Below are 15,157 nucleotides of genomic sequence, written 5' to 3'. Positions count from 1 at the left end.
CGGATAAATTTGTTAACCTCTTTAAAAATTTTAAATAATTCTCTACTTACTTGCGCTATCGTATTTATCCTGATAACGTTTGTAAAGTTCTGTTTGATGCGATTCTAAACTAATTTCCCGCCCCTGAATAAAAGCGTGGGTTAAAATATTGCCTCGCATATCTAATGCGTCACCTTCGCTAATAAATAGAGTGGCGGTTTTTCCTTTTTCTAAAGTTCCAACCATATCATCTATACCAAGGATTTTTGCGGTGTTAGAAGTAATTAATTTTAAAGCTTCTTCTTTCCCTAGTCCATAAGCACCGGCAGTTCCCGCATAAAAAGGAAGATTCCTGGTATTCATACGTTCCATACTACCACTACTTTCTAAAGCAACCAAAACACCTTTGTTATGTAAGATTCCCGCTAACTTGTAAGGGAAATCATAGTCGTCATCTTCATTTTCCGGCCTGTCATGTGGGCGCTGAACCAGAACCGAAATATTATTATCTTTTAAATCTTCTATGGCTTTATGAGCTTCATAACCACCAACAATAACCAGGGTTTCTAAATCCTGATCTTTTTTAAAATCTATAACGTCTAATATTTCTTTCTTACCATCTACGTGCACAAAAACGCGCTTGTTGCCGGTAAAAACTTCTTTCATCGCCTCATAAGCCAAATTCGTTTTTTCATCATCACCTTCTAAATATGCTTTAGCTGAATTGAAAAACTCTTCGAGTTCTAAAAGATCGGCCTGATAATCTTCGCTTGGTTTAAGCCCGGGATCTTCACCGGCCCACCAACGGCCTCGGGTAAAACTGCTTGGCCAGTTAATATGCAAACCATCATTTTCTTTAATAACGGCATCTTCCCAGTTCCAGGCGTCAAATTGAACAATTGAAGAAGTTCCTGAAATTCTGCCTCCACGAGGCGTAATTTGTCCCATTAAAACTCCGTTAGGGCGCATACTTTCTACCAGTTTACTCTCTGCATTATAAGCGATTAAACTTCTAATGTGTGGTAGCATTGAGCCAATTTCATCTTCATCGTCGGTAGCACGTACAGCATCAACTTCAACTAAACCTAGTGTTGCATTTGGAGCGATAAATCCGGGATAAACGTGTTTTCCTTCGGCTTCAATTATTCGACCGCGATACTGCATTTTTGTAGCGGTAGCATCCATCACCTGGGTTATTTTTCCATCTTCAAAAATGATTAAACTGTTTTCTATAGTTTCTCCATTTCCTAAGTGGGCTGTAGCTCCCACAATGGTTACGGCTTCAGATTGTTCTGGAGCAGGGGTTTGTTGTGCAAAAGAATTTCCTATACAGGTAAATAGTGCAAGTATTACTAAATATTTCGTCTTCATTTGTTCTTTTTATTTAATTTCTTCCAGGGTGTTACAATGGATATGTTGTTCTTCTTTCTTCGTTACCGGTTGCGTTTTTAAACCTTTATTTTTGGCTTTCAGCATTTGGTTTACGAGTTCACTTCTTTGCTTCTTAATTTCTTCGCGAAGCTTTTTATCTCTTTCAATATCAAAAAATACTTTTCCCTGAATAATTGTCTTTTCAGCTTTGGCGTAAATAGATAATGGGTTATCTGACCATAGCACCAAATCGGCGTCTTTTCCTGTTTTTATACTTCCAACGCGATCATCTATGTGCAATAATTTTGCCGGGTTCAATGTTACAAATTTCCAGGCATCTTCTTCAGAAACTCCGCCATATTTTACAGATTTCGCAGCTTCCTGATTTAATCTTCTGCTCATTTCGGCGTCGTCACTGTTTATAGCAGTAACTATTCCCTGGCTGTGCATAATAGGGGCGTTAAATGGGATTGCATCATTCACTTCATATTTATAGCCCCACCAGTCAGAAAAAGTAGAACCGCCGGCACCGTGTTCTTTCATTTTATCGGCTACTTTATAACCTTCTAAAATATGCGTGAATGTATTAATTCTGAAATCAAAATTTTCAGCAACTTTCATCAACATATTAATTTCACTCTGAATATAAGAGTGTGCCGAAACATAACGTTCGCTATTTAAAATTTCAACGAGTGTTTCCATTTCAAGATCTTTTCTAAAATCTTTATCGCTATTTTTTCGTGCTTCATATTCTTTTGCGCGAGTAAAATAATCGGTGAAAACCTGTTCTACACCCATCCTGGTTTGTGGAAACCTGGAACGGCTTCCCCAGTTAGACTGTTTTACGTTTTCTCCTAACGCAAATTTTATAAATTTAGGAGAATTTTCAAAGATCATATCTTCAGCATTCTCCCCCCATTTTAACCTTAAAATTGCAGAACGACCCCCAATAGGATTTGCCGAACCGTGTAGTAGCTGAACGGTAGTTACCCCGCCAGCAAGGTTTCGATAAATGTTCATATCTGTAGGATCTACCACGTCTTCCATAGTTACCTCGGCGGTAGAATTGTGCCCGGCTTCATTAATTGCTGAAGCGGCAATATGAGAGTGCTCGTCTATAATCCCTGAAGTAAGGTGTTTTCCGGTGGCATCAATCACCCTTGCATTTCCCGCATTAAGGTTTTCCCCAATTCTGGAAATTTTTCCGTTTTTCACCAAAACATCGGTATTTTCTATAATTCCTTCTTCTTCATTGGTCCAAACTGTGGCATTTTGAAATAAGATGGTTTCTTCTTTGGGCATTTCTGAGAATCCGTAAGCTTTATTCGGAAAACTTACCGGCATAACCTCGCGCATATCTTCTTCCTTTTCCTCTCCATTTTCTTCTTCCTCTTCATCTGCCTCAGCAGTTTCAGTTGATGTTTTCTTAGTCGCGCTGAAATTACTTTCCGACCCATCATTTAAATAAGCCGTTCCTGAAATTTTATCAGATCTCGCTTCGGTTTTAGCGACTAATCTTGTAAATCCGGTTGCTGTGGTATCTGCTGGAGAAAGTAATAAATTCATCCAGTTATCAGCAAAACTAAGTTTCGCTCCAAGTTTCGTGTCTCCAGATTTTACGCTCGCCTTTGGGGCTTCCGGTTTTCCAGAGATTTTTAATTCGTAAGTTTCGCCTTGTAAATTGAGATCGTAGGTTCCGGTGATATCAGTAGTATTCATTTTATTGATCACCGCTCTTTCTCCCTGAATCCAGTTTTCATAAACGCTGCTTTCCTTATCAAAGTAATCCCCTGAAGTTATGATGAAATTTGCCCAGGCGCCTTCTTTTAAAGTTCCCAGCCTGTTTTCTTCTCCAAGAATTTTAGCTGGAGTAGTGGTTAATGCGGCAAGTGCATCTTCTTTACTTAAGCCGTAAGAAACCGCTTTTAGAAGATTATTTCTGAAATCTTTTTCAGCATCAAGATCGTGTGTAGTTAAGGTAAAAGGAATATCATTTTCGGCCAGCATTTTTAAATTCGCTGGCGCCTGATTCCATGCCTTCATTTCAGCTAAACTAAGTTTTTCAGCCATAAAAGGATTTTCTACATCATAAGCATCGGGGAAATTAAGCGGAACGATAAAAGTGCTTCCGGTTTCTTTTATTTCTTTTAAGCTCTCATATTCTTTACCGGTACCCAGGATTACATAATTTATGTTGAATTCGTTTCCTATTTTTCCTGCTCTAAGTGCATCCAGTAAGTTATCTGTAGCAAATATTTGAGTAAGATTTTTATTTCGGTTTAAAGCTTCAAGGGCTAAATCTTTGGTTTCAGCTTTGCCTTTTCCGTACCATTCGGCATCTAAGTAAGCCTGGCGAATTAAGGCCATAGCACCCATAGTTGAGGTTGGGTAAGATTGTCTTGATTGCTTGCTTTTATCAAAGGAAAGGTATTGTGCCGAGCGATCTTTAAGTATTCTATCGCCTTCAGTACCCTCGGGATTCAAAGCTACCAGCATTCCTGTACCACGAATAATCCCGTCGGGAATGTGTGTATTAACCACGCCAAATCCTGCTTTATGTAAAGAAGAAGCGGTTTTTTCATCATATTTAAAAGTCTTTACTGCATCTGTTTCCGGCCTAATGTGGTCATTCCAGTAATAACCTTCACGGTTGGCATCATATTGTGGTTGCCCGTTGCCAGCTTTGGCTTCTTCGGGTTCTTTTACTCCAAAACTACTGTAAAGGTCAATAAAGGAAGGATACACTTCTTTGCCTTCTAAATTTATAACCACGCTATTTGCAGGCTCGCTCACCGATATCCCGATGGCAGTGATTTTGCCATTTTGCACTACAAACATTCCGTTTTCTATAGTTTCCAGCGGACTTACGTGAATTTTTGCGTTCTTAAAAACAGTGTAATTGCTTTGGGGGTTCTTTACCCCGTCGTTTTTTGGGAAGTATTCCTGCGCTTTGGTTTGCAAACCGACCAGAAATACCAGACATAGTAAAAGTCTTACTTTCATAAAATTTAGTTGAATTAATTGTGGTTTTACTCGATAATCGATACTTAAAATATTCTTCCTCGTGAGTTTGCCCCAAGGTTTACCTAAGGGCTGTAAATTAAGAAAATTATAACAAAACTGAAATTGCTTTGATCGCTAAATGAAATTTTATTTAGGTGCGTTTAACTGATGAATTAAAAATCATAAATAAATAGTCGTGCTGAACATGTTTTCAGCATCTAAAAAGAATATTAATAAACTCAACTTAGGCTTCAGATATAAATTCGGAGCAGGCTTTAAAAAAAAATCAGGTGACGATCAAATTTTATAATATGATCATTTTCGGATATGCTTGAATTTATTTATCTCAATTTTGATTTGAATACTATATAAGTTATAATCTATTTTTTTCGTCGGAAAAATAGTTAACTAAAAGCGCCACTACGTAGCTGTAACTTTTCATTCCATCGGCCTGGTTATTTACAATTAGGAAGCGGTTGTAAAAAGCCTGAAATATAGGTTCAAAAGGATTCTGATGTGCCAGCCAAAAGTCTTCTACTTCGCGGTAGTTTTCAAGAATCCCGGGATTCATTTTTGCTTTTAATGTTTCAAACTGTTTTTTATCTCTTCGGTATAATTCGTTTAAGCAATAACGCAACGCAAAAGTATATCCTGAATATCTAAAATAAGGATCGGGATGGTTCATGCTGCTTAGGCAGGCTATAAAATTTGCTTCGTTTTCCTTAGCAAAACCAAGTTGATGCCCTATTTCATGACTGGCCGTGGTTGGGATTTTATAAGAAACAATTTGCGTATTTACCTGTGCCTCGCCAGTAAACGGATTAAGGTATCCATTAAAGCCCATATAAGAAAGCGGGACACTATATAAGGAACGTTTTAGAGATTCCCCTTTATAAGTTAATTCAGGGAAATCTTTGCTGATATTAGTGTAACCTTCAATGGTTTTTTCAAATATTTCATCTTTGGTATATGGTATAACGATACTTGTTGAGTCATTTTCGCTGAGCTGATTATGAAGCTGATTGGATTCATTAATTAATATTTCAGAAAGGGAATAGAGCTCTTCAGTAGTATAATCGTTTTCAATTTCTAAAGCTTTGTGAAGAGGTAGGCGGTAATAATTAAAACCCCAAAAAATATGAAAACAGGCATATACTATAGATAAAACTGCCATAGCATCAACAAGCCAAAACCTTGGATTTTTGAACTTCTGTTTAATTCGCCTTATTAGCCACCGCACAAGTAAAATTCCGAAGAGAGTATATAGGAGATCACCTAGTGAAAAAGGTAAAAAACCGTGCCCGTAACGCATAAATTGTGAAGTTATTGGGTAGAACTTTTGACTATACCAGTTTTCAACCAGCTCGGGATAGCCCGCCAGGAAAATGACAAAAATAATTTGAACCGGGAGCAGAAAAGCTAAAATATAAAGTCCTTTTTTCTTCACAATCTTAAAATAGGATTATATGCAAAACACGACTTAAAATCTTAATTAACTGGTCTTCTTTTGGTTAAATAAGTTTTAAAAAGTCTGTAAATTTTCCTTCCTTATTAATTACCAATACCTTTGTAGGAGACCAAAATATAAAACAATGAACGAAGAAATAAGGGATTTAGAGCCTAAAATATTATGGAATAAATTTGCCGATCTTAATGAGGTGCCACGACCTTCTAAAAAGGAAGAGCGGGTAATCGAGTTTATGAAAAGCTTTGGTAACGAGCTTAACCTTGAAACTTTGGTAGACGACACCGGGAATGTGGTAATAAAAAAGCCAGCCACGGCAGGGATGGAAGATAGAAAACCAATCGTTTTGCAATCGCATTTAGATATGGTGCATCAAAAAAATAATGACACCGATTTTGATTTCGAAACTTCAGGAATCAAAATGTATGTTGATGGCGATTGGGTGCGTGCCAAAGGAACAACCCTTGGCGCCGATAACGGGCTGGGCGTTGCCAGTATGATGGCTATCCTGGAAAGTAATGAGATTGAACATCCTGCAATTGAAGCGCTGTTTACTATAGATGAAGAAACGGGAATGACAGGTGCCAAAGGACTGGACTCGAATTTACTTAAGGGAGATATTCTTTTAAATCTGGATACCGAAGAGGATGACGAAATTGGAATTGGCTGTGCCGGTGGTGTAGATATTACGGCTGTTAGGGATTATGAAGAGGAAAATACCCCAGATAATTCAGTTGGTTACCAAATAAAGGTAAAAGGTTTACGAGGTGGACACTCGGGGATGGATATTATAAAAGGTCTGGCCAACGCCAACAAGATTATGGCTCGTGTGCTTTTCGATTCTAATCGTGATTTTGGCTTACGTGTTTCAAGTATTAATGGAGGTGGATTAAGAAATGCCATTCCAAGGGAAAGTGAAGCTATCGTAGTTGTGGATAAATCGAATACCGAAACTTTTTTAACTGAAATTATTCAGCAAGTTCGGGATATAAAAACTGAATTTGCTTCTCTGGAACCCAATATGGATATTGAAATTTCTGAAACAGAAGTTCCTAATAAAGTAATGAAAGTTGAAGACCAGCAGGAAGTTATTAAAGCGATTTCTGCAGCACATAACGGTGTTTACAGAATGAGTCCTGATATTGAAGGTTTGGTTGAAGCTTCTAATAATATTGCCAGTGTAAAAGTAGGGGATGGCAAAGTGAAAATTAACTGTCTTACCAGGTCATCGGTTGAATCTTCTAAAGATGATCTAGCAAATAGTTTAGAAGCGACTTTTGAACTTGCTAAATTTAAAGTGAAATTATCTGGTGAATATCCTGGCTGGGCACCAAATCCTAATTCGGCTATTTTAAAAGTAGTTGATGAATTATACCAAAATTTGCATAATGAAAAAGCCGATGTTGCGGCCTGTCACGCAGGACTGGAATGCGGAATAATTGGAAACCATTATCCTGAAATGGATATGATTTCTTTTGGACCAACCATTAGGGGAGCGCATTCTCCAGATGAACGCGCAAGTATTTCTTCAGCTCAAAAATATTGGAAATTCTTAATTGAAGTTTTAAAGAATATTCCGAAGAAATAATCGGGAATAGCGAAAAGTAAAAAGGCTGTTTGAATTTTTATTTTCTAACGTCAAGCTGTCCCGAAGCTTCGGGATTATTTCAGCTTCTAAGTTCTTTTTAGAACTAGATCCTAGAATAAATTCAGGATGACGAAAAGAAAAGAATTCAAACAGCCTTTCTTATTTTAATTCAGGAAATTTATTCCTGGATGCCTACCAACTCAACTCTAAAAACAAGATCGGTATTTGGAGGAATTACGCCACCGGCGCCACGTTCACCATATCCTAAATGACTCGGGATATAAAGCAAAGCTTTATCTCCAACTTTAAGTTGCTGGATACCTTCTTTAAAACCTGGAATCATAGGCGCGTCTGGGCCATATACTACAGCCATTGGGCCATAACCACCCTGGCTTTTTCTACCTTCATTATATAGTCCCATTTCTTTAGACAATTCTTCTTTATTAGTGTCAAAGATATCCCCTTCACTAAAGTAGCCTTCGTAAAGAACCTCTACCATTTGACCGGTTTTTGGTCTTTCGCCATCACCTTTTTCTTCGTAGTAAATTTGTAATCCGCTTTCTAGAGTTTCAGCTTCATCTTTATGGCTTTCGAATATTTCAGCCATTTCAGTCCTGGCTGCCTGGCGTTTTTCAGCTTCGGCTTCCTCCTTATCTTTTATGGCTTGTAATTCATTTTCAAAAACTTTAGGAGCTTCAAAATCTTTAGCCGATTTTCCTTTTCTAATAATATTCACCTCTTCCATGGTAACCGTTTTTACAGGTTTATCCTGGGGTCCGGTTTCAACCTTTCCTATTGAATCTACCACTTCCTGGCCTTCTACAACTTTACCGAAAACGGTGTGTCTTCCATCTAAATTTTGGGTAGGAGCAAGGGTTACAAAAAACTGGCTTCCGTTTGTACCGGGGCCGGCATTTGCCATAGAGAGAATTCCTTTAGAATCATGGCTTAAACTGTCTACAATCTCATCTGGAAATTTATATCCTGGTCCTCCAGATCCTGTACCGCTTGGGTCGCCACCCTGGATTACAAAACCATCTATAATTCTGTGAAAAGTAAGTCCGTCGTAATAATTTTTCCCTTTGTGAGTGCTGTCTGCCATTTTGTTTGTACCCTCGGCAAGGGAAACAAAACTTGCTACGGTAATTGGCGTTTGCTCATAATAAAGCTCGGCCACAAATGTTCCGTAATTGGTTTTAAATTCAGCATACATCCCATCTTCAAGATCGGGGTATTCGTCATTACACGAAATCATGGTAAATACCATTGCAAAAAGTAGTAAAAATTTACTGGTTCTCATTGAGCATAAAAATTAAAAGGCCCTTTATGGCCCTGGGTTTAACTTATTGTTGATTTTCAATTTCCTCCTGTTCGGAGATCTTATTTAGCGTGACTTTGGTTTTTATTGGCCAGTTAGTCCCTATTTTATTTTTGTCACCATAATAGCCATAAGCTTTATACGATGGAAATAGAAAAGTTACTGTTTCTCCTTCTTTCATTAATTTCACGCCCTGCCTTAAACCGCTAAAAAGCTGTTCCTGGTCTATGGCGTATGTTTTAGTGGCTTTTTCCCCTTCAGCATAAATAGTTTTACCATCTAAGGTAGAAATGCTATAATCGAATTCTACTATATCCCCAAATTCTGGAGTTTCTGTATTAGAAGAATCTGTATTTTTTTTATTGTAAGTGTACCAGAAACCATCTTGAGAAGACTTATATTTTTTGGTAGAATCGGCTTCTATTATGGTTTCTATTTGGTTTATTTCCTTTTCCAGTAACTCCTGATTCTTAACTATAGATTCGCTAATGTGCGAACCCGATTTTTGTGTCACGGGATAGCGCGGTTCTGGAGATTTGCACGCTCCAAAACTAATAATAGCAATGAAGATTAAATATCTTTTCATCTGTTTATAACTTTGAATCTCCAATTATGAGTTCATTTTTTATCTTCAGCATTAGGCTGAATTTATTTTTTTAGCTCCTCATATTCTGTAAGAATACTATTGAATTTCACGATGGTGTTTTCCATAGAAAGCTGGCTTTTTCCACCGGCTGCATTATTATGACCGCCACCTTCAAAATGAGCTCTGGCAAATTCGTTTACATTAAAATTCCCTTTAGATCTAAAAGAGATTTTAATGATCTCTTCCTGTTTATTTTCTATAAAAATAACAGCAAAAACTACACCCTCAATAGAGAGGCCATAATTTACAAAACCCTCGGTATCTCCCTTTTGAAAATTATGTTTATCCAGTTCTTCCTGGGTAAGGCTTATATAAGCGGTTTTATATTCTGGCTTTACACGTAAGTTTTGTAATGCTGTTCCCAGAAGTTGTAACCTATTCTCATTAAATGTATCAAAAATATTATTGTGAATCTCGTGATTAACGGCTCCCTTATCTATAAGTTTGGCAATTACCCGGTGGGTTTCTGCACTGGTTGCGCTAAATCTAAAAGAACCGGTATCTGTCATAATCCCGGAGTATAAACAGGTGGCAATTTCAGGGGTGATTTTCTCTACAGCGCGAAGTTTATTTATAAAATGATAAACCATCTCGCAGGTAGAACTCATTTCAGCGTCGCTATACGTGTAATTTGCAAAATCTGAAGGTTCTCGGTGATGATCTATCATTATAAAAACCGCTTGAGATGCTGTTAAGATGTCCTGCATATCTCCAACCCGATTTAAATGATTAAAATCCAGCGCAAAAACAAGATCGGCTTCATTTATTAGTTTGTCGGCATTAGATTTATCCTTTTCATAGATAATAACGTCATCATTCCCTGGCAGCCATTTTAAAAATCTCGGATAATCATTTGGTGCTATTACATCTACTTTATGGCCCTTGTTTTTTAGAAAATGCATTAGTCCTAAAGTAGAACCTATAGCATCCCCATCGGGTCCTTTATGCGGTACAATAACTATATTCTTAGCCTGGGAAAGTTCGGCAGTGATCTCTAAAATTGCTTGTTCTATCATATCATAAAATAAAATACCCTGATGCAAGCCACAAGGCACTATGTTTAATCTTGCTCTGCGAGTAGCGAGTAAAGATACAATTTATTAATACCTGCTTAATAAACCAATCTGTATTTTTGTATTCAGCAAATCAACGAAAAATGAAGATAATTTTATCGCTCTTAGTAAGCTTTTTTCTATTTATTTCCTGCGGAAGTAATACTAACACAACTCAAACTGATACTAAAAACGCAGGTAAGGATTATGATTTTGTAATTGCTTTTGGAAGCTGTAACCGGCAGGACGAAGCCCAGCCTTTATGGCAGCCAATAATCCAGCAAAAACCGGATCTTTTCCTATGGGGAGGTGATAATATCTATGCTGATACTGATGATATGGCAAAACTGGAAGCCGACTACCAGGCCCAGAAAAACAATCCTGATTATCAAAAGTTAATTGAAACCACGCTAACTTTAGGAACTTGGGACGATCATGACTACGGTAAAAACGACGCCGGGAGAGACTGGGAATATAAAGAGGAAAGTCAGCAGTTATTTTTAGATTTCTTTGATGTAGCAGAAGATGATAAGCGCCGGGAAAGAGAAGGCGTTTACCATGCTGAAAGTTTTGTAGAAGCAGGAAAAACCATAAAAGTGATTGTCTTAGACACTCGGTATTTCAGGTCTCCTTTGGAAGCAAGCAATCTACCAGGCCAGCGTTATAAAATTAATCCCGAAGGAACCGTTTTAGGCGCTGCACAATGGAAATGGCTGGAAAATGAACTCAAAAATAGCACAGCAGATTATCATTTGATCTTAAGTTCTATCCAGGTACTTTCAGCAGAACACGGTTTTGAAACCTGGGGGAATTTTCCTTCTGAAGTAAAAAAACTGGAAAAACTTCTACAATCTTCAGAAGCCAAAAATGTGATTATTCTAAGTGGAGACCGGCATATTTCAGAATTTTCAGAAAAGAAAATCAAGGGGTTTAATTATCCTTTGGTAGATTTTACATCAAGCGGAATGACGCACTCTTATTCAGATTTTAGTGGAGAACCTAATCAATATAGAGTAGGAGAGGTGGTGAGCGATTTGAGTTTTGGTGTGTTGAAATTCGATTTTGATTCAGCAAAAGTGCAGATGGAAATGAGAGGCGTAAATAATAAACTTCAGCAAGAATACAGTGTGAATTTTAAATAGAATTAACAGCCAGGGTACTGAAACTCACATAAATTCTTAATAGGCTTGTATTTGCAGCTTATTTAATTATTTTTGCCAAAATTTAAAAAACCATAAGATGGCAGGAAAAAGAACATTCACTATGATAAAGCCCGATGCTGTTGAAGCAGGGAATGTTGGTGGAATACTAGAACAAATTACCGCTTCAGGATTTAGAATTGTAGCTTTGAAAATGACGCAAATGACTACTGCTGATGCTGAAGAATTTTACGCTGTACATAACGAACGTCCTTTCTTTGGAGAGCTTGTAGAGTTTATGACAAGAGGTCCAATCGTATCGGCTGTATTGGAAAAAGAAAATGCAGTAGAAGATTTTAGAGCTTTAATTGGAGCGACTAATCCAGAAGATGCTGCTGAAGGAACTATTAGAAAAAAATACGCAAAATCTGTTGGAGAAAACGCAGTTCACGGAAGTGACAGCGATGAAAATGCAAAGATTGAAGCTGCTTTCCATTTCTCTGGTAGAGAGATGTTCTAAGCACCAAATTTATTTTATATAAAAAAGCCATCAGCGAATAACTGATGGCTTTTTTTGTGCATAGTTTTACTTCTCTTCCGGTACCGGGAAACCACGGTCTCTCATTAACGCGTCGATTTTTGCATCGCGGCCCCTAAATTTTCTATAAGCTTCTGCTGGATCCATGGCGTTTCTAGGTGCGAAAAGATATTCTACCAGCTTTTGCGCCATATTTTTATCATAGAATCCGCCTGGAGATTCGGCGAAAGCTTCTGCAGCATCAGAGGTTAATACATCGGCCCATAAATAACCGTAATAGCCGGTAGCATAACCTTCACCAGAAAAAACGTGTCCAAAATGTGGAGAACGGTGCCGCATTACAATTTCATCTGGCATACCCAATTCGTCCAATGTTTCTTTTTCAAACTTTCTCGGTTCAATTTTATCGGGATCTGTAGTGTGGTATTTCATATCCATTAAGGCTGAAGCTAAAAATTCAGTGGTTTCAAAGCCCTGATTAAAAGTGGCCGCTTTTTTGATTTTCGCTACCAGTTCTTCCGGAATTACTTCACCTGTTTCGTGATGCTTTAAAAAGCGCTTTATCACTTCATCTGTAGATAACCAGCGTTCTAAAAGTTGTGATTGAAATTCGGTATAATCTCTAACACCGCTATTTAAGGTTGGATATTTAATATCTGCCGCTAAAAAGTGTAATGCGTGTCCAAATTCGTGAAAAAATGTGGTGGCATCATCCCAGGAAATTAAAACCGGTTCTCCGGGAGCCGGTTCAATAAAATTAGAGTTGTTGGAAGCTAATACGGGTTTTGCACCCTTTAATTCTGAATAATTTCTATAAGTAATTGCCCAGGCACCTGATCGTTTTCCCTGGCGGGCAAAAGGATCTAAATACCAAAGCCCAATAAGTTCTCCAGAATTTTTATCGCTTACTTCCCAAACTTTTACATCTTCATGAAAAACAGGAACGCTGCCTTCTTCTACCGGTTTAAAATCAAAATTAAAAATTTCACCTGCGGTATAGAACAATGCCTGGGTAAGATTACCTAATTCCAGGTATTGTTTTACTTCTTCGCTGTCAAGATCGTATTTTTCTTTTCTTACTTTTTCGGCATAAAAACGATAATCCCAGGGTTCTATAGTAATATTGGCGTTTTCACCATCGGCAACTGCTTGCATATCTTCAACTTCTTCTTCAACGCGGGCCAGTGCAGCCGGCCAAACAGCTTCCATAAGCTCCATTGCATTTTCTGGATTTTTGGCCATTCGGTTTTGTAAACGCCATTGTGCAAAATTATCGTAGCCTAGTAATTCAACTCTTTCATCCCGAAGTTTTAGAATCTTTTTAATCACTTCATTATTATCAAATTCATCATCGTTGTCACCACGAGAATAGTAATTTCTCCATACTTTTTCCCGCAATTCTCTTTCTTCGGAATAAGTTAAAAATGGATCCATTGAAGACCGGGTATTGGTTACGGCATATTTTCCTGATTCTCCACGGTCTTCAGCAGCACTCGCAGCCGATTTTACATAAGATTCCGGTAGGCCGCCAAGTTGGTCTTCTTCTAGATACACTACGTAATTTTCTTCTTCGGCTAATACATTATTCGAAAATTGGGTGTAAAGTTCAGAAAGTTCTTTATTAATTTCAGCATAACGCTTTTTATCTTCGGAATTCAAATTAGCCCCTTCCATCGCAAATTCTTCATAAACTAAGTCGATTACCCTTTGCTCTGGCGCCTCTAAAGGATTTTCCTGAGAATTCTCATATACGCTTTTTATTCTTTCAAATAGTGCTGTATTTTGCGAAATTTTTGAGCTGTATTCAGAGATTTTAGGTGAAAGTTCTTTTTGAACTTCTCTAAATTCAGGGCTGGAAACATTGCTACTAAGAATGCCGTAGTAAGTAAAAGCACGGTTTAGTACATCTCCGGCTTCTTCCATAGGTACTATGGTGTTTTCAAAAGTAGCCGGTTCTGGATTGCTGGCAATTTTATCAATTTCAGCGAGATGCATCTCCATCGCTTTAAGCATTGCCGGTTTTACAAGATCTACTTTCATTTTATCAAATGCGGGTACTCCAGAGTATGGCCCGCTCCATTCAGCAAGTAAAATATTATCCATAGGTTTTAATTCCTGGTTTTGTTCCTGGGCATTAGTTTGAAATCCTGCAACAAGTGCAAAAATCCCCAGGCTTTTTATAATTCCTTTTTTCATTATATGTTGTTTATTTTCAATTTATGAAGATAAGGGATTTTGGCAGAATACAATTACCCTAAGATTTAATCTATTTCCTGAAAAAGCTTTCCTGAAATATTCTAGCAATAAAATTTAATTTATCTTTGATATGCGTATAAAACTAAATACAAACATTAAATAATTAAGGATGAAATTTTTAAGTAAATCTGTTTTGATCTTAGGAGCCGTGGCGATGATTGCTTGCGGAGATAAAAAAGAAGAAAAAGAAGATAAGATTACTATTGGAGACGGGAATAGCCCGCAGTCTCAAACTACTACCGAGAAATCTTCGACAAGCAGTGATTCTTCAGACGAAGATGTTGCTGAAATTACTATTGAAGGAAATGACCAGATGCGTTTCAATAAAGACGAGATTAGAGTTAAAGCTGGACAAACTGTTCGATTAACTTTAAAGCACGTTGGTGAAATGGAAAAAAGCGTGATGGGGCATAACTGGGTGTTGTTAACCGAGGGTACTGCGATCAATGATTTTGGCCAAAAAGCAGTAAAGGCTAAGGATAACGATTATATTCCTGAAGATACTGATGCTGTTATTGCTAACACCAGAATGATTGGTGGTGGAGAAGAAGTAACCATAGAATTTGAAGCTCCTGAAACCGGTGAGTACGATTTTATTTGTAGCTTTCCTGGACATTATTCAGTGATGAAAGGTAAATTTATCGTAGAGTAGTTTTATAGCTCTATAAACTTATATTTTAGAAAATGCCTTTACAGCGGAAATTCCGTTTTAGTAAAGGCATTTTTTATTGATATTTTATAAACCTATGCTGTAACAATTTTTGTTTTAAAATCGATAAAATTTCAATTTTAACCATCATTA

11 protein-coding genes are annotated in these 15,157 nt (G+C 37.5%); 4 read left to right on the top strand and 7 right to left on the bottom strand.

Annotated features, from left to right (window positions below; all coding sequences use genetic code 11):
- Positions 1-42 precede the first annotated feature (42 nt).
- The 3 genes from FG27_RS02620 to FG27_RS02610 all read right to left on the bottom strand — a co-directional run bounded on the left by FG27_RS02620 (position 43) and on the right by FG27_RS02610 (position 5,800).
- Positions 43-1,350, bottom strand: coding sequence for an amidohydrolase family protein (locus FG27_RS02620; protein ID WP_037315143.1), 1,308 nt, complete (start codon positions 1,348-1,350; stop codon positions 43-45).
- Between the two features lie 9 nt (positions 1,351-1,359).
- Positions 1,360-4,353 carry an amidohydrolase family protein gene (locus FG27_RS02615; RefSeq protein ID WP_037315140.1) on the bottom strand — a complete coding sequence of 998 codons (2,994 nt, stop codon included), beginning with the start codon at positions 4,351-4,353 and terminating at the stop codon, positions 1,360-1,362.
- A gap of 373 nt (positions 4,354-4,726) precedes the next feature.
- A complete protein-coding gene (locus FG27_RS02610; RefSeq protein ID WP_037315137.1) occupies positions 4,727-5,800 on the bottom strand; it encodes a DUF3810 domain-containing protein in 1,074 nt (357 codons plus the stop codon).
- A 145-nt stretch (positions 5,801-5,945) separates the two neighbouring features.
- Here FG27_RS02610 and FG27_RS02605 point away from each other — a divergent pair, with 145 nt between their 5' ends.
- Positions 5,946-7,406 carry an aminoacyl-histidine dipeptidase gene (locus FG27_RS02605; protein WP_037315134.1) on the top strand — a complete coding sequence of 487 codons (1,461 nt, stop codon included), beginning with the start codon at positions 5,946-5,948 and terminating at the stop codon, positions 7,404-7,406.
- A 178-nt stretch (positions 7,407-7,584) separates the two neighbouring features.
- Here FG27_RS02605 and FG27_RS02600 read toward each other — a convergent pair whose 3' ends face one another.
- From FG27_RS02600 to FG27_RS02590, 3 genes are all read right to left on the bottom strand, one after another.
- Positions 7,585-8,706, bottom strand: a complete 1,122-nt coding sequence (locus FG27_RS02600) for a peptidylprolyl isomerase (protein ID WP_037315132.1) — start codon at positions 8,704-8,706, stop codon at positions 7,585-7,587.
- Between the two features lie 43 nt (positions 8,707-8,749).
- Entirely contained in the window at positions 8,750-9,310 is a 561-nt protein-coding gene (gene gldI, locus FG27_RS02595; protein ID WP_037315129.1) for a gliding motility-associated peptidyl-prolyl isomerase GldI, read from the bottom strand.
- 62 nt (positions 9,311-9,372) lie between these two features.
- Positions 9,373-10,386, bottom strand: a complete 1,014-nt coding sequence (locus tag FG27_RS02590; RefSeq protein ID WP_037315126.1) for a bifunctional oligoribonuclease/PAP phosphatase NrnA — start codon at positions 10,384-10,386, stop codon at positions 9,373-9,375.
- 140 nt (positions 10,387-10,526) lie between these two features.
- Here FG27_RS02590 and FG27_RS02585 point away from each other — a divergent pair, with 140 nt between their 5' ends.
- On the top strand, positions 10,527-11,564 hold the full coding sequence (locus tag FG27_RS02585; protein WP_037315123.1) for an alkaline phosphatase D family protein: 1,038 nt from the start codon (positions 10,527-10,529) through the stop codon (positions 11,562-11,564).
- Positions 11,565-11,661: 97 nt separating this feature from the next.
- Positions 11,662-12,081 (top strand): nucleoside-diphosphate kinase, encoded by a 420-nt coding sequence (locus FG27_RS02580; protein WP_037315119.1) that lies wholly within the window; start codon positions 11,662-11,664, stop codon positions 12,079-12,081.
- A 66-nt stretch (positions 12,082-12,147) separates the two neighbouring features.
- Here the strand turns inward: FG27_RS02580 and FG27_RS02575 are convergent, their stop codons facing one another.
- Positions 12,148-14,295, bottom strand: a complete 2,148-nt coding sequence (locus FG27_RS02575; RefSeq protein WP_037315116.1) for a M3 family metallopeptidase — start codon at positions 14,293-14,295, stop codon at positions 12,148-12,150.
- A 169-nt stretch (positions 14,296-14,464) separates the two neighbouring features.
- Here FG27_RS02575 and azu point away from each other — a divergent pair, with 169 nt between their 5' ends.
- Entirely contained in the window at positions 14,465-15,007 is a 543-nt protein-coding gene (azu, locus tag FG27_RS02570) for an azurin (protein WP_051935734.1), read from the top strand.
- Positions 15,008-15,157: the final 150 nt, after the last annotated feature.

The sequence above is a fragment of the Salegentibacter sp. Hel_I_6 genome (assembly GCF_000745315.1).
GTDB lineage: Bacteria > Bacteroidota > Bacteroidia > Flavobacteriales > Flavobacteriaceae > Salegentibacter.
Note: the sequence above shows the minus strand (reverse complement) of the source record. Positions and strands in the feature narration are given on the sequence as shown.

What these genes read in the sequence shown, in the direction of transcription:
- FG27_RS02620 (WP_037315143.1), bottom strand. Translation starts at nt 1,350, where the DNA reads ATGAAGACGAAATATTTAGTAATACTTGCACTATTTACCTGTATAGGA.
- FG27_RS02575 (WP_037315116.1), bottom strand. Translation starts at nt 14,295, where the DNA reads ATGAAAAAAGGAATTATAAAAAGCCTGGGGATTTTTGCACTTGTTGCA.
- FG27_RS02605 (WP_037315134.1), top strand. Translation starts at nt 5,946, where the DNA reads ATGAACGAAGAAATAAGGGATTTAGAGCCTAAAATATTATGGAATAAA.
- FG27_RS02590 (WP_037315126.1), bottom strand. Translation starts at nt 10,386, where the DNA reads ATGATAGAACAAGCAATTTTAGAGATCACTGCCGAACTTTCCCAGGCT.
- FG27_RS02615 (WP_037315140.1), bottom strand. Translation starts at nt 4,353, where the DNA reads ATGAAAGTAAGACTTTTACTATGTCTGGTATTTCTGGTCGGTTTGCAA.
- azu (WP_051935734.1), top strand. Translation starts at nt 14,465, where the DNA reads ATGAAATTTTTAAGTAAATCTGTTTTGATCTTAGGAGCCGTGGCGATG.
- FG27_RS02580 (WP_037315119.1), top strand. Translation starts at nt 11,662, where the DNA reads ATGGCAGGAAAAAGAACATTCACTATGATAAAGCCCGATGCTGTTGAA.
- FG27_RS02600 (WP_037315132.1), bottom strand. Translation starts at nt 8,706, where the DNA reads ATGAGAACCAGTAAATTTTTACTACTTTTTGCAATGGTATTTACCATG.
- FG27_RS02585 (WP_037315123.1), top strand. Translation starts at nt 10,527, where the DNA reads ATGAAGATAATTTTATCGCTCTTAGTAAGCTTTTTTCTATTTATTTCC.
- gldI (WP_037315129.1), bottom strand. Translation starts at nt 9,310, where the DNA reads ATGAAAAGATATTTAATCTTCATTGCTATTATTAGTTTTGGAGCGTGC.